A 24,904-nucleotide genomic window follows, 5' to 3' on the forward strand; every position below is an offset into this window, starting at 1 on the left:
AATGCTACGCCGACCCCGGCGCCGACCACTTCACCCGCATGGACCCGATCAAAGCCAAAAACAACGCCATCAAAAAACTCAACAGCCTCGGCTACGACGTCACCATCACCCCGGCCACCGCAGCCTGAGTCGCCTTACTTTCGTATTAGGTCCGGTCCGGAACCGGATGTAGGGCACAAAGCCCCGGCCTCGCCTGACCACCAAAATCCGCCTAACCACCAAAAATGTGCTGCCAGACCTAAGCTGGTGGCAAGGGGAAGGTTGTAGTCCCTAGCAGCAACACCGAAGAAAAGGTAGAGGCAGCGTCATGAGCGAAGAGTCCAGCCAGAAAAAGATCGACGAGAAAGTCGAAGCCCTTGAGGACCAGCAGCCCACCCATGAGTTCGAGCACCAGATCAGCGGCGAGGAGTGGCACGGTGATGCCGCCGACCAAGCCAACGACCTGCGCGAATACGAGGAGGAAGCGGAAATCCGGGCGCAGTCACGCCGCCCCGGGGAAGCGGACAAGTAGCGCCAGCGGGCACAACTACTGCCCCCACTGGCCGCGGCTTTGCAGATACACGCGGATGAAGTGGCCTGGCAAGACCACTACCCACGTGACCCGCTACCGAAAGGGCGACGGCGGCGGCCCGCTGATTGCCACCGTGCGGTGCGCCGAGCACACCGATCCGCCGTCCTGACCCGCGTGGTGGACGCGTCCCCTACGTGCGCAGCCTGATCCGAAGTCTCCCGGCCGCTGGGTCCCGGTCCTTTCCAACGGGCGCGCGCCCGTCTACCAGGATGAAAAGGCTGTTCAGGAAACTGCCGGGTCCATAAGCCATAATCACCGCATGACTGAACCCGCGCAGGAGAACACACCGCCCCACGGCGCCACGACAGCTGTCCTGGACACCGGCAGCCCCTCACCCCGGACGGGCGGCCCCGCACGCAACGCCCTGGTCAAGGTCCCGGAAATCACGGCCTGGTTCTGGGTGGCCAAAGTGCTCACCACCGGCATGGGCGAGACCACCTCGGACTTCCTGGTCCACCATCTGGACCCGGCCGTGGCGCTGGCGCTCGGCGCCATCGGCCTGGCCGGTTCACTGATCCTCCAGTTTGCCGTCCGGCGCTATATTGCGTGGGTCTACTGGCTGGCGGTGGTGATGGTGAGTGTGTTCGGCACCATGGCCGCGGACGCCGTGCACGTGGTGCTGGGTGTGCCCTATGCGGCATCGGCGGTGTTCTTCCTGGCAGTGCTCTCGGCAGTGTTCGTCATCTGGTTCCGGACCGAAAAGACGCTGTCCATCCACAGCGTGGACACCCGGCGCCGCGAGGTCTTCTACTGGGCGGCCGTCCTGGCGGCCTTCGCCCTGGGCACCGCCGCCGGCGATATGACCGCGTACAGCCTGGATCTTGGCTACTTCGCGTCCGGCATCCTCTTCGCTGCGGTGATAGGCGTGGCCGCGCTGGCGTACTGGCGCCGCTGGATCGCCGCCATCCCGGCGTTCTGGTCCATCTACATCCTCACCCGCCCGCTGGGAGCGTCCTTCGCGGACTGGACCGCCGTGGGCGCGGACCGTGGCGGCCTGGACTGGGGAACAGGGCCGGTCAGTTTGGGGCTCGCCTTGTGCATCGCGGCCGTGGTTGCCTCCCAGTCCATCGCAGGCAAGAGAGGCTGACGGCGCCCGGTCACAGCTCGGCGGGAACCCAGCCCGGGTCCTCGACCGCCGCTGAGCCGTCGCCACACAAGCTCGGTGTCGCTACGGCGTCCCGGCGGGCTCCAGCTCCCGGACGCGCTCCGGAACAGAACGGACGACGTCGGGCTCCAACCTTTTGGAGGCCCAGCGGCGGATGGGGCGCTCCACAAACCTGAAGGAGAGCCAGGCCATCAGCACGGTCAGCGCTGCCGCGAGCGGGACGCGGAGCCAGAGTGACGGGACGAGCGGTATCAGCAGGAGGTAGACGGGCAGGTGCCAGAGGTAGGCGGCGTAGGAGAGGTCGCGGCCGGGGTTGGCGAGCCAGGGGTGGCTCAGGATGCGTGAGGCGAGGCCGGCCGGGCGGAGGACCAGCGAGCCGATGACCAGTCCGGCCAGCAGCGCCAGGACGGTGGGACCGCCGCTCCAGAAGACATCGAACCAGGTGCCGGCCTCAATCGGCTCCTTGAGGGCGAACACGGCGGCCACCAGGGCGAGCCCGGCGAGCGGGCCGGCCCAGCGGGCACCGGCCTGGAAGGTGGCATGGACGCGGGAGCCCGGGCTGACGGAGGTAAACACCAGGGCCAGGGTGCACCCGAGCAGGAGCTGGTCGGCCCTGGTGTCCGGCCCGTTGTACAGCCGGGCAAGGGGCGCCCCGTCCAGCACCAGGAGGAGCCGTGAGACCAGGAACCCGGCTGCGAGGACGGCGGTCAGCCAGGCGACGGTGCGGACCTTCCAGAACCGCAGCATCACCAGCAGGACCACCGGCCAGACCAGGTAGAACTGCTCCTCGACGGCCAGGGTCCAGGTGGGGCTCAGCGCGTTGCCGCCGGTGGAGGCGCCGAACATCCCGAAGTTGGACAGGTTCATGACGTAGCCGGCCGCCGGGATGGCGTCGGCGGCCTGGCCGCCCCACCCTGACTGGGGGAAGACCAGTCCCCCAGCGACCACCACGGCGCAGACCGCCAGCAGCGCCGGCCAGAGCCGGGCCAGCCGTTTGGCATAGAAGACGCCCAGCTTCAGCCGGCCCGTGGACCGGTACTCCTTCATGATCAGGAGGGTGATCACAAAGCCGCTGAGCGTGAAGAACACGTCCACGCCGATCGATCCGCCGGGGACGAGTTCCGTCACGGTATGGAAGAGGAAGACGCCGATGACCGCGATGGTTCGCAGCCCGTCCAGGGCGTGTTTCCGTCCGGAGATGAGCCCGTCTCCGGGCGCAATCGGACCGTTCGCTGTTGTCGGGGTTCCACTACTTGACCAGAAATTCACTCATCCAGACTACATAACGTTTCTATAACTACGCTAAGTGCCGGCTGGGTAAACCCTTAGCGTGAGGCTCTAGACACGAAGGTTACGCGCCCGAACTTTCGTGCCTCATACGATCTCTGACTGGGGACTAAACAGCACAAGAACCTCTGACCGCCGGATGGCCTAACCATGTGACTCCGTACCAAATGCCGACGGCGGCGGCTTGTCGACCGCCGCGTACGTTGCGCGGAGCACTTTTAGCCCGACGCCTAGATTCGCTTACCCTCCGGGCGGCTCGCTCGACCGGCGATTGGGACTACATGAGGCGCACGTTGCCTGCCGCAGGCCATGTCGCCAACCTGAATCTCCTTTGTGGTCACCGTAGATTTTCCGTCACCAGAAGAGTGTCTTTTACCCACGGCGTAAGTTCACGGCGCATACGGCCGGTTCCTACTGCTCGCCTCTTGACGGATAATAGGAAACCCAACTTTCATCCGGCAACTGTTCCTCTAAGTTGTAGCTGCTGATCTGCTTTTCGCCCATCCGCTTTGAAGCGTTCCACGGCGCCAGTTCGTAGTCTTCAGTGAAGTGATCGAGTTCAGACCCCTCCTCGACGTCCAGAATCCTGTAATTCCTGACGAGGTGGGTCGACTTCCGAACATGCTCGGCCAGTGCCGTACGCGTCGCTACTACGGCCTCGCCGGCAGCCAGCAACGCCTCGTTGCGCGTGACCAGAACGATGTGGATTTTCATGGCCGCGGTCCCAACAGGTTCCGCAGCTGCCAACGCCGCGAGTTCTCTTTCCTTCTGCTTCAGCAGCCCTATCAGCCGGTCCGTCTCTTCGTTGTGTCGTTTGTGCTCTTCAGACGCCCTCATGAAGACATGGTAACGAACTGATGGTTTGGCCTCCTACGTAGGGTCGAGTACCACTGACGCGTCGCCCACTGCCGGAGCCGGGCGAGGCAGTGCCACTGCGCCCAAACAAGACCATGGCACGCAACTGAGACCTGCTGCAAGCCGAAGAGCGCAGTTCTCCCGGACCCTAACGCGACGCGGTGGCAGTCTCATCGTCGTCGGCGGTGATGAGGATGTTGCCTTCGGAGATCGACTCGGACAGGACGTCGTGCTCAATGGCGGTGGCCAGCGGCTTTTCCTTGATGAAGACGAGCACGACGGCGGCGATAACGGCCAGCGGGACCATCCAGATGAAGATGGGAGTCAACGCGTCACTGTAGGAGGAGACGATCAGGTCCTTGATCTCAGCCGGCAGGTGGTTGACCACCGCCGGGGTGAGCGAGTTCGACCCGCCCGTTGTGCCACCGCCGGTTGCGGCGGCGGGCAGGCGCTCGCTGAGGAGGTCTGCCAGCCGGCTCGCGAACAGGCTTCCCACAACGGCTGAACCGAGGGTGGCGCCGATCTGGCGGAAGAAGTTGTTGGACGCCGTGGCGGTGCCCACTTCCCGCAGCGGAAAGGAGTTCTGGACGATCAGGACCAGTATCTGCATGCTCAGGCCGAGCCCAACGCCCATCACGGCGAGGTAGGCGCAGATTTCCCAGAKCGGCTGTCCGGGCTTGAGGGTGGACAACAGCACCAGGGCCACGGCCACCAGCAGCGAACCGGCGATCGGCATCCACTTGTACCGGCCCGTCCTGCTGACCAGCTGGCCGGAGCCCACGGAGGCCACCAGGAGGGCGCCCATCATGGGGATCATCAGCAGGCCGGATTCGGTGGCGTTGACGCTGAACGCCATTTGGAGGTACGTCGGGAGGTAGCCGATGGCGCCGAACATGGCCACGCCGATCAGCAGGCCCGCGAAGGTGGAGAGGTTGAAGTTCAGGTCCTTGAACAGGTGCAGCGGGATGATGGGCTCCGCGGTGCGGCGCTCGACGAAGACGAACGCGACGGCGGCCACGACGGTGACGGCGATCAGGGACAGGATGATGGGGTCAGTCCAGTCGTACTTGCTGCCGCCCCAGGTGGCGAAGAGCACCAGGGCCGTGGTCGCGATGGCCAGCAGGAGCATGCCACCGAGGTCCAGCTTCGGCTTTCCGGTGTGCTTGGGCAGTTTCAGGAAGAAGAAAGCACCGGCGAGGGCCAGCAGCCCCAAGGGGACGTTGATCCAGAAAACCCAGCGCCAGCCGGGCCCCTCGGTGAACCAGCCTCCCAGCAGCGGTCCGGCCACGGAGGAGATGGCGAAGACACCGCCCATCAGGCCCATGTATTTGCCGCGTTCGCGGGCCGGAACCACGTCGGCGATCACGGCCTGCGAGAGGATCATGAGACCGCCGCCGCCCAGGCCCTGGATGACTCGGGCGGTGATGAGCATGCCCATGTCGTTGGCCAGCGCGCCGATGACGGAACCGATCATGAACAGCATGATGGCGGCGATCAGCAGGGACTTGCGGCCCATCAGGTCACCGAGTTTGCCGTAGACGGGCATGGTGACGGTGGAGGCCAGGATGAAGGCGGTGATGACCCAGAGCATGTCGCTGACCCCGTGGAGTTCGCCCACGATGGTGGGGAGCGCTGTGCTAAGCACGGTCTGGTTGAGCGACGCGAGAAGCATGGAGAGCATCAGGCCGACGAACAGCAGGACGATGTGCTGTTTCTCCGGGGGTTTCGCCGCGTCCGGGGCGGTGGAACTGGTCATGAGAGTTTCCTTTGCAAGTGGTGAAAGAGTGCGAGGCCTGGGGCCAGTTCCGCGGGGGTAAGCCCTGCGGCGGGGTCAAAGTCGGGGGATGTCGCGGTGAACTTTGCGGGAACGGCGGCGAGCATGACCAGCATCCGCGCGGTCTCCCCGGGGCCAAATCCTCCGGCGCCGCCGGACCAGGACGGATCGTGTGCCAGTGCAGCCACAACTGCTTCGCAGACCAGGGCTTCACCCTTGGTCATATACTCCATCTGGCGGCGGTGCAGGTTCGGGTACCGCTGCAGCAATTCGCGGCGCCGCCGGGTATCCGTGCCGCCCAGCGCTGACCGGGCCACGGAAACCAAGAGCAGGGACACCTGGCCAAGAAGGTCGGTCGCGCCCTCGAGTTTCGCGGCTTCAGCAGGATCCAGGACCGGTTCGCGGAGGCCCAGGACCGCGTCCTCCTTGGCAGGGAAATAGTTGAAGAACGTCCGGGGTGACACCCCCGCATTCTCAGCGATGACCTCCACCGTGGCCTGCTCCAGTCCGCGATCTTGGGTGAGCGACGCTGCGGCGTCGTGGATTGCGGTCCAGGTTTCACCCTTTTTACGTTCGCGCAGATTGGGAGTGGAGGGTTGGGACATTGGGATATTTTTGCACAGCTGCAGTTAGTGCACAACTGCAAGGATTGAAGACGGAATTGCCTTCCACCTGCAGCGCCGTCTTCTGTCATGGAACGGCTGTGTCAGCCGCCGAAATGGCTCAGCCGAACTGGGCCCACGGACTCGGCGCGGATAATCCTGGCTTCAGCCAAATCGCGGTCGTTTCGTAGCCGTCTTTGACGACTGTGGAAAATCCCCAATGGTCAGCATGGATGGCAAATAGATCCCCGCGGTCAATCACCCTAGCCTGCTCAAAAAATCCAACTGTTTGTCCAAAATATCGCCACACAAATTGGGCTGGCGGTTCTGCCACCGCGTCATTTTTCTCTACCAGAAGCCGGAGCGGACGACGACTGGCTCCAGCTTTATGTCGGTCCATCGCGGCGTGGGCGCATCTGCCAGGCACGGCACGCGAAGCCGCAGCGACCGCACCAGTGGACCAGACGGAGGTGGACCAGCAGGTGCCAGAAATAACTGCCGTAGGACACGTTGCGGCTAGAGTTTGCCAGCTGGAGGTAGCTGAGGATTCTGGCGGCGAAGCCAGCCGGCTGCAGGACCATGGAATCCGATGACTAGTTTGATCAGGAGCGCCAAAGGCGTGGGGCCGTCGGTCCAGAATACGCCCGGGGAACGTCACCTTCTCAGCTTAAACACCCTGGCCAGCAGGACGAGCCTTGCCACCGGCCCTGCCCATGGGGCCGACTGTGCGTAGGGCGGTGGGTGCTTTGAGCCCCGGGGCGACGCTCATCAGGGTGAGGGTCGGAGCAACGCCGAGTTGCAGTTCGCCGGCCCTAGTCGACAGCCCGGAGTAGAAGCGGTTCAGCGGTGTGCCCCTACGACCAAGGCGAAGTGGAGCAGGAGGAATCCGTCGGCAATCAGAGGCGTAAGCATGGACTTTCAGAACCGCAGCAGGGCCACAGGAGCTACGGCCAGAACACATAGAACTACACCTCGAAAGCGAGGGGCCAGATGTGACCTGAGGGGAAGGTCACTTCCCTCCCAGAGTCCAGCTCCGAGACTGTGCGGGAGTGGAAGACTCCTGCCACTTCTGGTGCCGCCGGAGGACGTCGGCCGCGAAGTGCTGTTCCCAAGCTCATCCAGCTCAGGAGGACGTCCGACACACAAGTGCCGAAAACGCCACATCTCCGGCGCCCAGGCATACATACCCATTGCCATGCTGGCCGGCAAAAGCTTCCTTACCAAGTTCACGCGCAGACGCTACGGTTCCGCGACGTATTTCGTGTGCGCGGGCTGAGCTAAACGCGGCACAGGTACAATAAGCAGGACCACACGAATATTGCCGTTCTGGGGGCGTGCCGTGGGGCTGCCCCTGCATCAACTTGGGGGACCCCGTATGGATTTACGCGACTACCTGCGCTTTTTGCGTCGGCACTGGATTCTAATCTTTACGGCAACCCTGTTAGGCCTACTCTGTGGGGGCGGTGCGACCATGCTCGTGAAACCTACGTACACCGCAAATACGCAACTCTTCGTGTCCATCCAAAATTCAGGAACCGTTCAGGAGCTACAGCAAGGGAACACGTTTAGTCAAGCCCGCGTTCAATCCTACGTCAAGACTGTTACGACGCCCGTCGTACTGCAGCCGGCAATCGATGCACTGGGCCTGTCGATGAGCCCGGGCGAATTGTCAAAGCAAGTCAAGGCCAGCACGGACCTGAACACAGTCTTGATAAATATCTCCGTTGAGAACTCCTCAGCAGTACAAGCCGCCGCCACGGCCCAGGCAGTTGCCGACAGCCTCATACGAGCGGTAGATACGCTGGAGAAGCCCAAAACAGGGGGGACTTCGCCGGTTGGCTTGTCAATAATTACGCCAGCCATTGCCCCGACGGCTCCGTCGGCCCCGAACACCCGGCTGAATTTAGCCGCCGGTCTTATCGCAGGTCTTGCGGTTGGTCTAGCGGCGTCCATTTTACGAGCGACCTTGGATAATCGGATTAGAGGCGAGTCCGACCTCCGCCAAGTAACGGACGCTCCCCTACTTGGAGGCATCGCATTCGATCAGGACGCCATGAGAAAGCCGCTCTTAACTCAAACCCGACCACAGAGTCCAAGAGCCGAGTCATTTCGGCAACTTCGAACGAATCTACAGTTTAMGAATCTTTCGGGGAACGCCAAGACGGTACTCGTGACCTCGTCACTACCAGGCGAAGGCAAAAGCACTACGGCCACTAATCTCGCCATCGCATTGGCTCAGGCCGGTCAATCCGTCTGCCTAGTTGATGCCGACCTGCGGCGCCCTATGGTCAGCGAATACCTAGGACTAGAAAGAGACGCAGGCCTCACGACGGCGCTAGTGGGCGCCGCGGACATTGACGACCTCCTGCAACCTTGGGGTGCCGACAACCTTTACGTCCTGGCCTCCGGCCTTATCCCCCCAAATCCCAGCGAACTCCTAGGGTCCGAAGAGATGCGTCAACTAATTCTGCGTCTAGAAACTACATTCGACACGATTATCGTCGACGCCCCGCCACTCCTTCCCGTCACGGATGCTGCAGTCCTCTCACAGCACGTGGGGGGCGTCCTCGTCGTTGTTGGGGCACAGAAACTGAAGAACCAAGACCTAGAGAAGTCATTGAATGCATTGAGTATGGTCGATGCGAAACTATTGGGCGTCGTTCTAAATAGACTCCCTGTAAAGGGACCCGACGCTTATGCATACAGTTACTACGGCACAGGAACCATGGACCGAAAGCTTGAGAACAGTTCGAGTGCCCAAGTGGAGCCGTTGACCAACACCTCTGAGCCTGAATTTGACGACCACGGCGGAACCTATCGACCGGCGAGAAGCTTTCGTCCAGGCGTGCGTCAATAGCCACCTCCTTATAATCGTACGTTTAGCATTTATTCGTACTATAAATAAATCTCAAGATTGATGATTGGAATAACCGAATGAAGGTCGTAGTAACTGGGGCAGCGGGATTCATTGGCGGTAATCTCACGCGCGAACTCCTGCGGAATGAAAACGTTAGTGTGGTCGGCGTAGACAATTTCACAAACTATTACAATCCCGAAATAAAGCGGCTGAACGCTAAGTCACTCACACACGAGAGGTTCCAGTTAGTCGAAGCGGACCTCGCGACGGCTGACTTATCAGACATATTTGCAGACGCCACTGCCGTCTTTCATCAGGCAGGCCAGCCCGGCGTTCGAAAGTCTTGGGGCACCGACTTCGGCACGTACACCAGAAACAACGTAGACGTTACACAGAGGCTTCTTGAAATGGCCAAAGTGACAAGTACTTTGAAATCATTCGTATATGCTTCTTCGTCGTCAGTGTACGGCGACGCGGAGGGATACCCTACCCGGGAATTGGACCTTCCGAAACCTATGAGCCCATATGGCGTCAGCAAACTAGCCGCCGAACACTTGGTCACTCTCTATGCCAAAAACTTCGGAGTACCCACCACCTCGCTACGGTATTTCACAGTCTACGGACCAGGCCAGCGTCCTGACATGGCTTTCAACAAATTCATCAGGGCTGGCCTTCTAGGCGAAGACATTACGATTTACGGGGACGGTGAGCAAGTACGAGAGTTTACTCACGTTTACGACATCGTGAGGGCTAACCTAGCCGTGCTTGATTCTTCCCCTGCTCCCGGCTCGGTTATAAATTTGTCGGGCGGCTCGTCCGTCACCGTAAATGAGACTCTAAAGATTCTGGAGTCGCTGTTGGAGCACCCCCTTAACATCAATTACGGGGCGACAATACCTGGAGACGTCTTCCGAACCGGGGGCAGCACTGACCGGGCCCAAGAGATTCTGGGTTGGTCACCTTCCATCAACATACAAGATGGCTTAGAGTCCGAGGTTCGCTGGATGAAGGGGTTGCCCCAGACGATCCTCGAAACCTTTGGCCGGGTCTCCCCGTGACAGCCGTGACAATGGTGTCAATCGGCCTGCCCTACACTGACCAGGGCGAAGAGCTTTCGCTCGCCATCAAATCCGTACTCGCGCAGACTCACCAGGACTGGGAGCTGATACTTGCAGGAGACGGCCCGAGCCCAGAGACATCAAGAATTGCCCGCCGTTTCGAGGATCCCAGGATCAGAGTGGTCGAGAGCGCCGAGAGGATAGGTTTGGCTGCCACGCTGAACCGCATAGCCGAGGACGCACAACACCCTTTGCTCGCACGCATGGATGCTGATGACATCATGCGTCCCGACAGAATTGAGATCCTGTGTGGGGCCTTTCAGTCCGACCCGACGCTAGACTTGGTTGGCTCTAATGCGTACCTCATCGATGACGATTCCGAGCTAATAGGTGCGTTCGTCGAGCATGCTCTGCCAACATCCGGGGAAGGATTCCTTAGGAGCAACGCATTCTCTCACCCCACCGTCATGGGTCGGACTGAATGGTTCCTGCGGAATCCCTACAATGAGGAACTTCTTCGGGGGCAAGATAAAGAACTTTGGTTAAGAACGTGGGCATCAAGCAAGTTTTGCAAGCTACCCGATCGGCTCATGTATTACCGTGTGTCTCGCCTTATGTCTTCACAGCGGTTGCGACGCAATGAGGCTTACAACCGGCGGATAATGTCAATGTACTCTCATTATGAGTCTTCGTCGCTTTCAAGATTCAGTCGCATCTTTTCTTCGTACCTCAAAGAATTCATTCTGTCGTTTTCGAGTAGACCCTCGATCGCAAATCGTCTATATGACCGAAAATGGGTCGAACTTGAACAAGATGAACGTGAATCTGCCCAGCAATATCTGACAGTCCTCCTGGGGGCTAACGTCTGTCGCGTCACGGACGAGGAAGTTGCAGCCGTTACCGTAACTTACGGATCACGCCATGAAATGGTCCAAAGAACTGTCGAAGCCGCCCTTGCGGCTGGGGCCTCAGAAGCAATCGTCGTAGATAATGGATCGGAGCCGCGGTCACGGGACGCATTGGATGCTTGGGCTCAATCCGATCGCCGAATAAGCCTCCTTCGTTTCGACAACAACGAGGGCTCTGCGCCAGCCTTCGCCCGGGGTATTAACGCTTTTCTCGCGAGTAGTCGCGAATACCTGTGGCTCTTGGATGATGATAATAAGTGTCAGGGCGACACCCTAGAAGCATTATTGTCGGTCCTCCAGCAGCAAGAGGCTCTATCCAGCAAACCCCAAGCCGTACTCCCAGTTCGCTCCGAAAACTCCCACCACCAAGCAGTCCTTGCCGGAGCACGCGTAGAAAACGTGTATCCCAAGCCTGGATCCTTTATGTACTTTGACATCGTTGCCTTCGCCAATAAGAAGCTTCGTCAGTTCAAAAGCGCAAGGCCGAATCAGCACGTAAAAAATAGAATGGTCCCATACGGACCGTACGGCGGGCTTTTGATTGGACGTCAATCGATCGGGCAAATTGGCCTGCCTAATAAGAAGCTCGGACTATACGAGGACGACACAGAGTATACATCCAGAATTACTCGAATGGGCGGACAAGTACTTCTCTGTCTGGATGCGCGCATTGAAGAAATCGATCAGAAATGGTCCCGCCTTGGCAACAAAAATGGCCTTGCCGGACTTGTACATTCACACGATTCTGCGCGCGCTTATTTTGCGGTGCGTAATAGAGTTCATTTCGACGCATCTCGCATTACAACAAGAACACAGGCATTGCGTTTTGGCTTTAACCGCTTCATATTCACCGTCGCCGCTCGCAGCCTGACTTTAGTTCACAGCGGACCCACTCAACTCCCGGTGATTCTCAAGGCAATAAGGGATGGCGCAGACGGAAATCTTTCAATATCGTTTTCGACCGCCATCGACACTGCCGGCTAGACCGACCATGGTTCTAGCATTTATCGCAATATCAACGTCTCTGATAGTCATTGCCAATTTTCTGCGCATGCCTTGGCTCAACCCGATCACTGCACTCGTTTTTCCCTGGGGGACGGTCATGGTCCTGGCTTCTCTGCCAGGTGCCCTGAACCCGGGCCTATCCTCGGCTCTTTGGACCATGGTCATGGTTGGTTTCGTCGCCATAGCAGCAGGCTCACTGACAGGATGGATTATTGTTGGAAAAACTCCAGCTTCTCGTAAGTCGCAGGAGGAAGTCCAGACGACTCGCGTTGGCTTTTTCCATAAGATACTGACCGTCGTACTCGCTGGTTACGCTGTCGTGCAAGGCGTGGATGCGTGGCCAGTACTACAACGTTTGGGTGGTATCCAAGCGATTTTTTCCTCCTCTAGCGCCCTAGGCAATGAGTATAAATACCAATATTCACAGGACCGTCTGGCCACAACAAGCTCCGCTTTAGATAGTGCTTCCTTCGTTACAGGCACACTGGGTTACATACTCTTTCTTGGCCACCTGTCCCTGTTTACCGGGGCCATACTTTGGCGTTCAGGGCGACGGTTGCTCGCCTCGATTCCTCTCATCTTGGCAGCTGGTTACAGCCTATTCAGCCTCCAACGCACCTCATTTTTTATGTGTTTTTTGATATTTGTCGTCACGTACATCTACAGTCGCAGACTGGATATTGGGGTTGTCCAAAAACGTGCCTCATCAAGGACTACGGGAAAGCTAGCGGCACTAGTCTTTGCAGGCGTTGTTTTGATTCCTGTTCTGCTGTATCCCATACAGCAGAGGAACAACACCTCACACAACTCCACAGGCCTTGAATCCCTCGCTCAGTATCTACTATCTTCCGTCGCGGGCCTAAATGCGCGGATAAATTCTGATCTGGCAATCGCTGCGCCGCCTGCTCAATTGAGCGGTGAGGTTGCACCCACAGAAGGACTCGGCGCTTATACTTTCACCGGTCTATTCGCTCTGATGAAACGACTCGGACTTCCTGTGCCTGTTGCTCCTCATTCCCTTGACTATTACTCTGTCGAAATATTTGGCGCTCCCTTCACGACCAACACAGGGACATCGTTTCTTGATTTCTATCTCGACTACGGATGGACTGGAGTAGTGATGATGTCCTTTATCCTTGGACTCATAGCCGCACTGTCGTTGCGTCTCTTTTTGGGCGGAACAATTTCTGCCCTTCCAATATCCGTCATGCTAATTGTTTCTATTTTTTGGTCCTTTTTTGTTAATGCTTTAATGGGCGACTTCCGATACTCATACATGACATTCCTGGCATCCTTCTTGATTCGTTGGATTCTATACGGGCATCGAAACCATCAAGTTAGTTTTCAGTCAAAGGCAGTATCCGCGCGACTTTTTACGAAAGGTGTTTAGCGTGAATAGGGATGGGGGCATCCGGAGAATAATAACCTCCGGCGCGAGTCGCATGCTTGGCTCATATGTTTTCGGTTTTGTCACGCAGGGGCTTTACTTTGTGGTGATTGCCCGCACATTGGGAGCAAGTGAATTCGGGCTCTTCGCTGGCGCAATGGCCCTCGTAGCAGTTCTGGCTTCGCTGGTGGGCCTAGGATCAGGCAACGTATTGGTGCTTAGGAGCGCTAGGGAGCCTGGCGTCATCAACGCACAACTTGGCACTTCATTAATTTACATACTCGTGTCTGCAATTCCATTTGCTGCAGTCGCACTCGCGCTCGGCTTGGTCTCTGGACCGAATTTCTTTGCCGTCCTGATACCTCTAGTCTTTTCTGAAATATTTACACTTCGACTATTTGATCTGGCCCAACAGGTTTTTCAGGCCACAGAACGCCTCGGACGGACTGCAATTTGTGGTATTTTGGCCGGGTCCTTACGGGTTGGCTCAGCTTTGGTTTTCACATTAATCCCTGATCCCAGTGCTCGCGGATGGTCATATTGGTACGCCGCTACAACGGCCGCGACAGCATTTATCGTGATAGTTTGGGCAATTTCGTCGATCGGACGGCCCGCGTATAGTCTTGCAAGTTTGCGCTCTACCTGGCGCCTAGGATTTTTCTTTAGCTTGGGAACGGCTTCGCGCACGCTATACATGGACGCGGACAAGTACATACTTTCCTCGTATGGGCTTCTAGCCGCGTCTGGAGGCTTCTCGGCTGCCAGCAAGATAGTGACAATGGCCTTTGCCCCGATTCAGGCGCTAGTTTACTCGCTCAACACGCGGCTCTTCCGAGCCGGGCAAGCAGGACCGCGCGCGTCCTGGGCTGTTATACGCAGGCCGCTATTCTTGGTCATTGCATATGGTGTTTTTTGTAGCATTGCCCTAGGTATTGCCTCGCCGCTTGTCCCCATTCTACTGGGGAGTAGTTATACAGAAGCAAGCCATTACCTCTTCCTGCTGGCTCCTCTAGTGATGTTTAACGGCTTGCATTATCTGTTCGGCGATGCCCTAATGGGGCTTGGCCGCCAGGCTCTTCGCAGTCTTATTCAATTTGGTGCGGCGTGCGCCGCTGTAGCCACTAACGTTCTACTAATCCCTGTGATAGGAGCAAGCGCCGCCATCTTGTCCGCTCTAGCATGTTCGGTGACCTTAGCTGGGGTAATGAGTCTTATCTTTATGCACACGTATCGCACATCCCCAGCCACATCAGAATCATTGATCCTTGACTCCAAGGAAGACGGGATAAATACGCGTGTCTAGACAACTTAGAGTAATTCATGTGACTCAGGCTAGCAGCGGGGGAGTATTGAACTCCCTCATCCAACTTGCGAGGTCGCAATCCTCGGTGGGAGTAGCTGTTTCAATAATATACAGCGCTAGGGTCGACACGCCGGCAGTTGAGAAACTCATTGAACTGCTGGGGCCGGACATACGGCTAATTAGGGCTCCTGGGATAGGAATGGGACCTCTCGCCGGAATACGGCTATTGGGGGCCATTCTTCGGGGATTTCGCGAGATAAAACCTGATGTGGTCCACCTGCATTCCTCGTTCGCCGGCGCGATTGGTCGGGTCGCGGCCTTCTTCACCTTTCGTCAAAGTATCACCTACTACAGTCCTCATGGTTTCGCCTTTCTGCGGGAGGACCTTCCCCATTGGAAGCGGCGTATGCTCGCGACTATCGAACGAGTTTTGCACCTTTCTGGCAGCTCCATGATTCTTGTATCCCAGTCTGAGCGTCATGCTGCTAGTCGTAGCCTTTCTGGCAAGCGCCTATTCGTCCTCGAAAACGGGATCGCAACCGACTCCTTGCCAGGGAGGAGTGCCCCTTCTCACCGCATAACCATTGGAAGTGCAGGTCGTGTCACTTATCAGAAGGCACCTTGGAACTTCTCTAAGCTTTCAGCGGCATTGAGTAGTAGGGCGGACTTTCTGTGGATCGGGGGCGCTACCACAGCCGAAGCTGAAGAGTGGCTCTCTCCCGCGTCAGTGACGGTGACGGGGTGGTTGTCTGAGGAGGTTGCCCTATCTCGGCTGGCAGATCTGGATATCTACGTCTCGACGTCTCTGTGGGAGGGACTGCCCATATCGGTAATCCAAGCGCAGGCTTTAGGCATCCCCTGTGTCGTTTCCCGGTGTATCGGCAACGTTGACCTCGTCGAACATGGAATCACTGGCTACCTCTACGAGGATGAAGACAGTCTCGAGGAGCTGGTGTCTGAACTAATCGAGAATGAGGATCTGCGAAATCGTATTGGTGAAAATGCCAGAATCCACGCCTTGGCGCGTTTTGATAATCGCAAGCTTGGTCCGTTGTCTATGCATATTTACAAAGGAAAACGTCCAGAGTTGGAGCCAACACATGTTTGAGGATCTCGAAAGAAATTGCAGCATATCCGGGACTGGAAATGTGTCCTTTCCCAACAGGGTGCTGACTTTTGGAACGATGCGGTACCAAGCGGTCTTCCTGTATCGGCTTTCCGCGCGGCTCGGAGTTTTAAGCCCGCTTTTAGGCTTTACGGTTAAACAATTCAACCACTTTTGGACCGGAGCGGACATTGCCTGGCAAGCCTCAATAGGTCCCGGTCTGGTTCTATTTCATCCCACGGGCGTCGTAATAGGACCCGATGTCACCATCGGCACCAACTGTGAGATGCAACAGGGTGTCACGATAGGCGGATCAGGCCGCAAGCCACATGGCGAGGCGGACTCCCCGTCCATTGGCGCTGGCACCAAGATTGGAGCAGGTGCTCGATTAATTGGAAGCATCCACGTCGGCCTTAATGTAACAGTTGGTGCCAATGCCGTCCTCATCCGGGACGTACCTGACAATTCCATTGCTGTCGGAGTTCCCGCGAAGGTCCGCCCGATTTCATGACCTTGGTAAGAATCATTTCCTTTAGCTTTACTAATTTTTGAAAGGACATCCTGCATATGGGGGGTGGGGTAGTTCACGCTGATCCTTGGCGTTCAAGATACGTCCGACGGCTTCGAGCAATTGACGCCTTCGTAATAGTGTGGGCCGTTGCGGGTGCTTTCGGTATTCGGTTTCGGCTCACTGAGGTTTCAAATTCTAACTCGCAGGAAAGCGACTACGTGATATTCGCTACGGCACTCGCCGTGGCATGGTGGTTGATGCTTGAGTTTTGGGGAGCACGTGAGTTCCGTGTGTTGGGTGCAGGATCCGAGGAGTACAAACGCGTTATCGCTGCCTCTGTTTGGCTCTTCGGCTTCGTGGCAGTTGTCTCGTACGGCCTTCGCATCGATACAGCCCGCGGTTTCGTTGGATTAGCCTTTCCCGCAGGAGCTCTTGGACTCCTTGTCGCTCGATGGCTCATCCGTCAGCATCTGAGTATCGAACGAAAGCATGGCCGCAGCAGCTCCAAAGTCTTGATTATTGGAGGTCCGCATTCTGCCGCTCACCTCGTCAGGTCTCTTAGCAGTGCTCCCGCTGCCGGATATCTGCCAGTCGCAGCGCACCTGCCGGGCGCATCCCAGGCCTCCGTAACCGACCAGCACCTCACAGTCCCGGTGACAGGAGTGGAAACTGATTTTGAATCAATATTGTCCGTCATTTTGGAGACCAACGTCGATGCAGTCGCGGTTTCTGCCGGAGTGAATCTGCACCCCCAAGATCTGCGTCGCTTGGGCTGGGAACTCGCTGCAAGGGATATCGGGATGATTCTTGCTCCTGCGCTCACCGACATTGCAGGTCCACGCATTCATACCCAGCCAGTGGCTGGCCTCCCACTCATCCACGTATCGACGCCCAAGCTGACGGGTGGTAAGAAAGTTGCCAAGCGGGCCTTCGATATCACAGTTGCTGGTCTTTTAGTGGCAGCCCTTTCGCCAGTATTCCTGATACTCGCTCTTCTGGTCCGCGTAACGGATCCGGGTCCAGTCTTTTACCGCCAGGAACGAGTCGGACTGCGAGGCACTACATTCAGCATGCTCAAATTTCGGTCCATGAAGGTGGACGCCGACGCACAGCTGGGCGCCTTGCTCGATGCGCAGGGGACCGCCAGCACTCCCCTGTTCAAGATCGAGAATGATCCCCGGATAACCGGCCTAGGGAGCATTTTGCGCAAATACTCCCTGGATGAACTGCCGCAGCTTCTGAACGTGCTCGGCGGCACCATGAGCCTCGTCGGTCCTAGACCTCAGCGGGCAGGAGAGGTCGCCCTCTACGACGATGCAGCTCACCGTCGCCTATATGTCAGCCCGGGCATGAGCGGCTTGTGGCAGGTTAGCGGAAGATCGAATCTAAGTTGGGAAGAGAGCATTCGCCTCGACCTCTACTACGTTGAGAACTGGTCGCTGATGGGTGATGTCCTCATTCTATTCAAGACTTTTAGAGCCGTGTTCGCCAGCGATGGCGCTTTTTAGAATTCGGGCAGAGCCCTCTAATGCTTAATTTTTTTTGTTGAATTTTCTCTGGGGAAGGTGCCTTTAATGCGTATTACAGTTATTGGGTGTGGATATCTAGGTGCAGTACACGCTGCATGTATGGCGAAGCTTGGTCACGAGGTGGTCGGTATAGACGTTGACGAGCGCAAAGTCGCCGAACTTTCTGCGGCCCGCGCCCCGTTTTTTGAGCCCGGGCTGGAAGATCTGTTGCATGAAGTCCAAGAGACCGGCCGGCTGTCATTTACCACTGAGATGTCTGCTGCCGCGGGAAGTAAGGTGCACTTCATTTGTGTTGGTACACCTCAGAAGAAGGGGGAGAACGCCGCAGACCTAACTTTCGTGGATAGCGCCCTGCGCGGTCTACTGCCCTACGTCGCCGCGGGTGACGTCGTTGTCGGGAAGTCCACCGTTCCCGTAGGTACCGCAGCCCGGCTTGCGAACGAGGTCGCCGGAGTACAAGCTGAAGCTCACTTGGTCTGGAACCCGGAGTTTCTCCGTGAAGGCCACGCAGTTTCCGATACCCTTCAACCTGATCGTTTTGTATATGGCTCGCCTACTGGGTCCGAGGACCACCCTGCTGTACAAGTTCTGGACGAGGTTTACGCTGTTCCACTAGAAGCTGGCACCCCACGACTTGTCACAGATCTTCCCACCGCTGAGCTCGTAAAGACTGCTGCTAACTCCTTCTTGGCCACCAAGATTTCTTTCATTAATGCGATGGCCGAGTTGTGTGAAGCGGCGGGAGCTGATGTCACGCTGCTGGCCGATGCAATCGGTATGGACGATCGCATCGGGCGAAAGTTCCTCAACGCTGGCATAGGATTCGGCGGCGGCTGCCTTCCAAAGGATATTCGTGCATTCATGGCACGCGCTGGCGAACTAGGTGCCGATCAGGCATTGACCTTCCTTCGGGAGGTGGATGCCATCAACATGAGGCGAAGGACCCGTGTCGTCGAACTTACGCGCGAACTCTGCGGCGGATCCCTCATGGGACAACGCATCACTGTCCTGGGTGCCGCCTTCAAACCACAGAGCGACGATGTGAGGGACTCCCCTGCCCTGAGCATTGCCGCACAGCTACAGCTCCAGGGCGCGGTTGTCACCGTCACGGATCCCGAGGCGCTGGGCAACGCAGCACGTCGGTTCCCCGAATTGCACTACGAAGAAGCTACAGAGACCGCGCTCGAACGTGCCGATGCCCTTCTTCTCCTCACTGAATGGAGCGAGTACCGCGACCTCGACCCGTACGAGGCCGCCACGCTGGTCTCATCGCCTCGAATTCTCGATGGCAGGAATGTCCTGAATCCCAGCAAGTGGCGGGCAGCGGGCTGGACCTACCGCGGACTTGGCCGTCCCTAACCATGAGACACGACCATCTTCAGGACGAATTGGCGCCGAACAAACAGAAGGACAACAGGCAAGGCATAGCCGACGAGAAGTCAAAGCGACTTAAGACAATCGGTCTGCCAGCGGTTGCCCTAATTGCCCTCCTTGCCGCTGGAGGTGGTTGGTTGGGTCTAAAAGCCGACTCCGTCAAATCGAATCTGGAAGCCGCGGCCGCACTCATCCCGCAGCTAAAACAGGAGATTGCGGCATCGGATCCGGAATCAGCACAGAGGACTGTCACTGAGCTGCAGGTCCTAACCTCAGCCGCACAGCAGTCAGTCGGAGACCCTGTATGGACATTAGCGTCAGGTCTGCCCTGGGTCGGACCAAATCTCAACGCCGTAGCGGAAGTGGCCCGTTCCGCCGACGACGTGGCCAGTTTGGGGCTGGCGCCGTTAGTGAGTGTTTATGGTTCCCTCGACTGGAACAGCCTCTTACCTGACGCCGCCGGTACCGATCTGCAGCCTCTCAAGTCTGCTGCCCCAAGCGTTGCAGCCTCTGCTTACGCTGTTCAAGCCTCGTCTGAGAGGCTTGAATCAATCGACGGCGGCTCGCTCTTTCCCCAAGTTGCGGCACCATTGGCAGCCGCGACAGAGCAGCTTAAGCAGGCCACCAGTGCGCTCAACAGCGCAGCGGATGCGGCCCGCCTAGCTCCTGCCATGCTGGGCGCAAGCGGTTCTAGAAATTACCTGGTGATGATCCAGAACAGCGCAGAGGCGCGGGCCTCTGGAGGCATCCCTGGAGCGCTGGCCGTTTTGAGCGTTGAGAACGGAAGGCTGACCTTGGGCGCGCAAAGCAGTGCCGGGGAGGTGGGCGTCATGTCTCCGGCCCTGCCCGTTGACCAGGAACAGCAACAGATCTATTCGACACGCTTGGGTAAGTACATGCAGGACGTCAACCTCACACCCGATTTTCCTACGGCCGCTGCAACGGCTCAAGCAATGTGGGAGCGAAAGACTGGGCAGCGCGTTGACGGGGTCATCTCCATTGACCCAGCAGTGTTGAGCTACATTCTTCAAGCAACCGGGCCAGTGCGGCTGACAGGGCCGGAATCGGATGTCGTCAAAGCAGCCGACTTGCCCACTGAATTGACTGGCAAAAACGTGGTGCCCACGCTTCTCTCCGACGTCTACGCAAAGATTAAGCAGCCGAAGCTGCAGGACGCCTATTTCGCCGGTGTGGCCAAAGAAGTCTTTTCCGCCCTCTCCAGCGGTAAAGGCGATGCCAAAGGACTCATCAGTGGCCTGACCCAGGGTGTCGAGGAGGGGCGGGTACTTGTTTGGTCCGGTAATAGAGACGAGCAGTCGCTCATCTTCAAATACCCGCTCAGCGGCTCCATCACAGGACCCAGCATCTCGCCAGCACAGTTCGGCGTCTACTTCAATGATGGCACCGGCGCGAAAATGGATTACTACGTGAAACGGACCGTGCAACTCATTCAGGAGTGCCCTGCGGGTGATTACTCGCAAATCACTGTCAGGGTCACGAGCACCAATACCGCTCCGTCTGATGCAGCAACGTCGTTGCCTGCTTATGTGACTGGAGGAGGGAAGTTCGGCATTGCGCCGGGCACGGTCCAAACCAATGTGACGGCATATGGCCCGGTTCAAGCAAATCTGGCTGGCGCGAGTCAAGGTGGCCAACAAGTTTCTGTGAGCTCAAACCGTCACGATGGGCGACCCGTCGGCACGACAACGGTGACGCTAACACCAGGGGAAACCAGCACCGTGGACATAAAGTTCAACAAGATCGTTCAACACACCACCCCCGAAGTTCGGGTTACGCCCACCGTCCAGGACCTCAAAGACGTGATTGTGGGTACCGAATCTGCGGCATGCGCTCCGGCCGGGTAACGGGCCTGTGAACGGTATGTAAAGTGTTTGGACTCACTTTGGATCCGTGACGAACTGGGTGGTATCGTCTTCTTGGGCAGGACACGAGATTCACCCCAATGTCACATGGGGATGGGGAATCTCCACACACAATGTGACATCAATGGTTTAAAAGGTCTCAGGGGGACAAAAATGAAGAAGTCTATAGCTGCGCTCGCGCTTGCAGGGTCAATCGCACTCATCGGCGCAGGGCCGGCCATGGCCGGTCCTGCCGTCCCTTACCCGGCACCGAGCACGGGTACCACGGTTTCGGCCACTATCGTAACGCCGGGCGGAACAGTCATCCTCACCGTCGTTGGCGGTTTCCGGGCCGGTGAAACCATCACCATCACGGTCACCTTCAACGGGGTACCGCAGGCGATCAGCAACAATGTTGGCGGTAGCGCAAGCATGGCGGTTCCGTCCAGGATTGGCATCGTGCCCCAGACGGTAACGAGTACCTCTACCGTGACTGCGAACGAAAACGGCGGCTTCTCGGCCCCGGTAACACTCGGCGCCGCTGAAGGAACCTACACCATCACCGCAGTCGGCAACGCCTCCGGTCACTCGGCTTCGCAGACCGTAACGGTTGACGCCGCGGCTGGCTCGGGTCTGGCTAACACCGGCGGTGGCGCACCGCTTGCCAACACTGGCGGCGGCGCAGGCCTGGCCAACACGGGCGCCGATTCCGGCCTAGTTCTTTGGACCTTGGTTGGCGCCGGTGCACTCGCGGCGGGTGCAGCTTCGGTAGTCGTAGTCCGCCGCCGCGCCAAGACCGACGCATCAGCGTAACGTAACACCCACAAGTACTAACGTAGAGGGTGGTTCTCCGGGCAACCGGAGAACCACCCTCTTGCTTTTAAGTTTCGACAGGCTCAACCGCCGAGCGGTCGGGCGCAATTACCAGACCTGGGAACACCTTGAAGTACCTTGAGAGCCATAAGCTCTGGCGTTTCATGCTGGCGGCCATGCTGGTCCCCCTGACACTGATTGCCTTCTGGCCGAGCCCCGTTGATGCTCCTGTCCAAGGGCAACTGGCCGACGTCCTGAAGTTCCTCCACTCGCATGACGTTCCCGCATGGGTCAACTACCAATTTGTAGAAGCGTCAGCCAACGTCCTACTGTTTGTGCCGTTGGGCGCCGTGGCGGGATTGGCTTATCCAAAACGACCGTGGTGGCGGACCGGAATACTAGGGTTTCTCGTTTCCGGCTGCATCGAGCTGGGACAGCTGCTGTTTCTTCACAATCGATTCGCGAGTCTGGCGGACATTGTCACAAACTCAGGGGGGGCTGTCATAGGCGCCCTCTTGGCCTCACTGGTCCTGAGATGGCTACAGGACCGCCGCTTGTCAGCAACGGTCCTGTAGGCAGCTCACAAAGGCCACCGAGGTTAGCCCACAAAGGCCTTCAGCCACGTCCTCAGGTCCTCGCCGAACTCCACGCGCTCGGACGCCAGGGTGATGACAGCCTTGAGGTAGCTGAGCTTGTCGCCGGTGTCGAAGCGGCGGCCCTTAAAGACCACACCGTACACGCCGGAGCCCTCGCCCGAACCGGCAGCCAGGGTCTGGAGGGCGTCGGTCAGCTGGATCTCTCCACCGCGGCCGGGCGCCGTGTTCTCGAGGACTCCGAAGACTGACGGGTGCAGAACATAGCGGCCGATGACGGCGAGGTTGGAGGGCGCCTCGCCAACAGCGGGCTTCTCCACGAGGCTGTTGACCCGAACGAAGTCCTCGCCTTCAATGGCCGCGACGTCCGCGCAGCCGTAGGCGCTGATCTGGGAGGGGTCCACCTCGATCAAGGCAATGACCGACCCCCCGGTCTTCTGCTGCACCTCCATCATGGTGGTCAGTAGCGTCTCAGCCTCGTCGATCAGGTCATCGCCCAGGAGGACCGCGAAAGGCTCCTCCCCCACATGCTGCTGGGCGCACAGCACCGCGTGGCCAAGGCCCTTGGCCTCGCCCTGGCGGACGTAGTGGATGGGACCAAGGTCAGAGGCCTCCTGGACCGACGCCAGGCGCTGCTGGTCACCCTTGAGCTCCAGCGTCCGTTCGAGCCCGGGGGCGCGGTCAAAATGATCCTCGAGGGCGCGCTTGCTGCGCCCGGTGATCATCAAAATATCGTCGAGGCCGGCTTTGACTGCTTCCTCAACGACGTACTGAATGGCCGGCCGGTCCACGACCGGCAACATTTCCTTTGGCATCGCCTTGGTCGCGGGCAGGAATCGTGTCCCCAGCCCGGCAGCAGGAATGACGGCTTTAGTAATAGATTTCCCCATAGTCATGAGTGAACCTTACAAAACCGATGGAAGAGAATCGCAATTGGTGGCGTCATTTACGAGGGATTTTGAAACACCTTTTGTCAGGCGTTGGCCGCTTGGGTGACAGCAAGGTATGCGTGAAGCGCTTCCCCAGCCGCCCTAGGAGTGAAACCCGTAGCCTTGATTTTTCCCAGTTCGAGCGCACTGTTCAACGGCCGTGGTGCAGCCGCTTTGCCCTTGAAGTAGTCTTCCGTGCTAACGCCGGTGACGGCGTGCCTGGGCCGGCCTGAAGCCTCGTACACGTCTGCGGCGATGTCCGCCCAAGACTGCGGTTCACCGTCGTTGCTGAGGTTGTATGTGCCGTAGGCAGCGCCAGATTCGAGCAGGTGCCTGATGCCTGCGGCGATGTCCTCCGTGAAGCTGAGCCTCCCGATCTGGTCATTGACGACGGACGGCTCGATGCCCCGTGCGGCGAGGGAGGCCATGGTGCGGACGAAGTTGTTCCCTTCGCCGATGACCCAGCTGGTCCGCACGATGTAGTGGCGCGGAACCACACTGACGATTGCGTCGCCGGCAGCCTTTGTTTGCCCGTAGACACCCAGCGGGCTGAACGGTTCAGTCTCATCGTGGCTTTCGAGGGAGCCGTCGAAGACGTAGTCAGAGGAGACCTGGACGAGGGTGAGGTCATGATCGACGGCAGTCCGGGCCAGGCGGGCCACGGCACTGACGTTGATGGCCCAGGCGGCCGTGCGGCCTTCTGGTGTTTCCGCAGCGTCGACGGCGGTATACGCGGCTGCGTTGATGATCGTGGAATAGTTCTTCCAGTTCCGCTCCGTGAAGGCCGCTTCGCTGGCCAGATCGAAGCTGGCGCGGCCGGCGAACTCAACCGTTGCGTCGCCGTCGTACAGTTCCCGCAGGGCCCTGCCGAGCTGCCCGTCAGCGCCGACCACAAGGATCTTCTTCGCCGGCATCGGCACCACGTCTGCGAGTCGGGGATGGGCCTTGTCCTTGTCGGAAAGCTCAGCCTCCTCCAGCGGGACAGGCCAGTCGATGGCTGCGGTCTCGTCGGCGAGGTTCAGGAAGGTGTACTGCCCCTGGGCATCGGCTGACCAATGGTCGTTGACCAGATAGGTATAGGCGGTGTTGTCCTCGAGGGTCTGGAATCCGTTGCCGACACCTCTTGGGATGAAGATTGCCTGGCTAGGGTCCAGTTCGACCGTAAAGACGGCCCCAAAGGACGGGCCTTCGCGCAGGTCCACCCACGCCCCGAAGATCTTGCCGGTGGCCACGGAAATGAATTTATCCCACGGTTCGGCGTGGATGCCGCGGGTGGTGCCGGCCTTTTCGTTGAACGAGATGTTGTTCTGCACCGGACGGAAGTCCGGCAGCCCCAAGGCCACCATCTTTTCCCGCTGCCAATTTTCCTTGAACCAGCCCCGGTTGTCACCGTGGACAGGCAGGTCGTAGACAACGACGCCGGGGATCGGCGTTTCGTGGGCAGTCAGCTTCTTGGAGAATTCGATCGACATGAGG

The 24,904-nt window shown here is 58.5% G+C and carries 20 protein-coding genes; 14 read left to right on the forward strand and 6 right to left on the reverse strand.

From position 1 onward, the window contains the following. Positions 1-307 precede the first annotated feature (307 nt). Positions 308-511 (forward strand): hypothetical protein, encoded by a 204-nt coding sequence (locus AC1DIM_RS16565; RefSeq protein WP_477711591.1) that lies wholly within the window; start codon positions 308-310, stop codon positions 509-511. Positions 512-830: 319 nt separating this feature from the next. Continuing rightward, complete coding sequence (locus AC1DIM_RS16570) at positions 831-1,658, forward strand: COG4705 family protein (protein ID WP_477711592.1); 828 nt, start codon at positions 831-833, stop codon at positions 1,656-1,658. 81 nt (positions 1,659-1,739) lie between these two features. Here the strand turns inward: AC1DIM_RS16570 and AC1DIM_RS16575 are convergent, their stop codons facing one another. The 4 genes from AC1DIM_RS16575 to AC1DIM_RS16590 form a co-directional block, all read right to left on the reverse strand. Continuing rightward, positions 1,740-2,945: an acyltransferase family protein gene (locus tag AC1DIM_RS16575; protein ID WP_477711593.1), complete on the reverse strand. Its 1,206-nt coding sequence runs from the start codon at positions 2,943-2,945 to the stop codon at positions 1,740-1,742. 429 nt (positions 2,946-3,374) lie between these two features. Continuing rightward, entirely contained in the window at positions 3,375-3,800 is a 426-nt protein-coding gene (locus AC1DIM_RS16580; protein WP_477711594.1) for a hypothetical protein, read from the reverse strand. 166 nt (positions 3,801-3,966) lie between these two features. Next, the gene (locus tag AC1DIM_RS16585; RefSeq protein WP_477711595.1) at positions 3,967-5,574 is read right to left on the reverse strand and encodes an MDR family MFS transporter; all 1,608 of its coding nucleotides are present in this window, start codon (positions 5,572-5,574) and stop codon (positions 3,967-3,969) included. Further along, positions 5,571-6,197, reverse strand: a complete 627-nt coding sequence (locus tag AC1DIM_RS16590) for a TetR family transcriptional regulator (RefSeq protein ID WP_477711596.1) — start codon at positions 6,195-6,197, stop codon at positions 5,571-5,573. The genes AC1DIM_RS16585 and AC1DIM_RS16590 overlap by 4 nt, the downstream gene beginning before the upstream one ends. A gap of 1,372 nt (positions 6,198-7,569) precedes the next feature. Here AC1DIM_RS16590 and AC1DIM_RS16595 point away from each other — a divergent pair. From AC1DIM_RS16595 to AC1DIM_RS16650, 12 genes are all read left to right on the forward strand, one after another. Further along, complete coding sequence (locus AC1DIM_RS16595) at positions 7,570-9,051, forward strand: tyrosine-protein kinase domain-containing protein (RefSeq protein ID WP_477711597.1); 1,482 nt, start codon at positions 7,570-7,572, stop codon at positions 9,049-9,051. A 77-nt stretch (positions 9,052-9,128) separates the two neighbouring features. Next, positions 9,129-10,109: an NAD-dependent epimerase/dehydratase family protein gene (locus AC1DIM_RS16600; protein ID WP_477711598.1), complete on the forward strand. Its 981-nt coding sequence runs from the start codon at positions 9,129-9,131 to the stop codon at positions 10,107-10,109. Then, a complete protein-coding gene (locus tag AC1DIM_RS16605) occupies positions 10,106-12,001 on the forward strand; it encodes a glycosyltransferase (RefSeq protein ID WP_477711599.1) in 1,896 nt (631 codons plus the stop codon). The genes AC1DIM_RS16600 and AC1DIM_RS16605 overlap by 4 nt, the downstream gene beginning before the upstream one ends. After that, complete coding sequence (locus tag AC1DIM_RS16610; protein WP_477711600.1) at positions 11,943-13,412, forward strand: O-antigen polymerase; 1,470 nt, start codon at positions 11,943-11,945, stop codon at positions 13,410-13,412. Before AC1DIM_RS16605 ends, AC1DIM_RS16610 begins: the two co-directional genes overlap by 59 nt. A gap of 52 nt (positions 13,413-13,464) precedes the next feature. Beyond that, positions 13,465-14,712, forward strand: a complete 1,248-nt coding sequence (locus tag AC1DIM_RS16615) for a lipopolysaccharide biosynthesis protein (RefSeq protein WP_477711642.1) — start codon at positions 13,465-13,467, stop codon at positions 14,710-14,712. A 19-nt stretch (positions 14,713-14,731) separates the two neighbouring features. Further along, the gene (locus AC1DIM_RS16620) at positions 14,732-15,820 is read left to right on the forward strand and encodes a glycosyltransferase (RefSeq protein WP_477711601.1); all 1,089 of its coding nucleotides are present in this window, start codon (positions 14,732-14,734) and stop codon (positions 15,818-15,820) included. Beyond that, positions 15,813-16,328 carry a serine O-acetyltransferase gene (locus AC1DIM_RS16625; protein WP_477711602.1) on the forward strand — a complete coding sequence of 172 codons (516 nt, stop codon included), beginning with the start codon at positions 15,813-15,815 and terminating at the stop codon, positions 16,326-16,328. The genes AC1DIM_RS16620 and AC1DIM_RS16625 overlap by 8 nt, the downstream gene beginning before the upstream one ends. A 56-nt stretch (positions 16,329-16,384) precedes the next feature. After that, positions 16,385-17,836, forward strand: a complete 1,452-nt coding sequence (locus AC1DIM_RS16630) for a sugar transferase (RefSeq protein ID WP_477711603.1) — start codon at positions 16,385-16,387, stop codon at positions 17,834-17,836. A gap of 66 nt (positions 17,837-17,902) precedes the next feature. Then, positions 17,903-19,216, forward strand: coding sequence for a UDP-glucose dehydrogenase family protein (locus AC1DIM_RS16635; protein ID WP_477711604.1), 1,314 nt, complete (start codon positions 17,903-17,905; stop codon positions 19,214-19,216). A gap of 2 nt (positions 19,217-19,218) precedes the next feature. After that, positions 19,219-21,096, forward strand: coding sequence for a DUF4012 domain-containing protein (locus AC1DIM_RS16640; protein ID WP_477711605.1), 1,878 nt, complete (start codon positions 19,219-19,221; stop codon positions 21,094-21,096). Between the two features lie 171 nt (positions 21,097-21,267). Further along, positions 21,268-21,906: an LPXTG cell wall anchor domain-containing protein gene (locus AC1DIM_RS16645; RefSeq protein WP_477711606.1), complete on the forward strand. Its 639-nt coding sequence runs from the start codon at positions 21,268-21,270 to the stop codon at positions 21,904-21,906. Positions 21,907-22,082: 176 nt separating this feature from the next. Continuing rightward, a complete protein-coding gene (locus AC1DIM_RS16650; RefSeq protein WP_477711643.1) occupies positions 22,083-22,481 on the forward strand; it encodes a VanZ family protein in 399 nt (132 codons plus the stop codon). A gap of 23 nt (positions 22,482-22,504) precedes the next feature. On the opposite strand, the gene galU is transcribed toward AC1DIM_RS16650, so the two are convergent. Both galU and AC1DIM_RS16660 read right to left on the reverse strand, forming a co-directional pair. Beyond that, positions 22,505-23,395 carry a UTP--glucose-1-phosphate uridylyltransferase GalU gene (gene galU / locus AC1DIM_RS16655; RefSeq protein WP_477711607.1) on the reverse strand — a complete coding sequence of 297 codons (891 nt, stop codon included), beginning with the start codon at positions 23,393-23,395 and terminating at the stop codon, positions 22,505-22,507. 77 nt (positions 23,396-23,472) lie between these two features. Continuing rightward, a complete protein-coding gene (locus tag AC1DIM_RS16660; protein WP_477711608.1) occupies positions 23,473-24,900 on the reverse strand; it encodes a sugar nucleotide-binding protein in 1,428 nt (475 codons plus the stop codon). Positions 24,901-24,904: the final 4 nt, after the last annotated feature.

This window comes from Pseudarthrobacter sp. 01T43 (assembly GCF_056398665.1).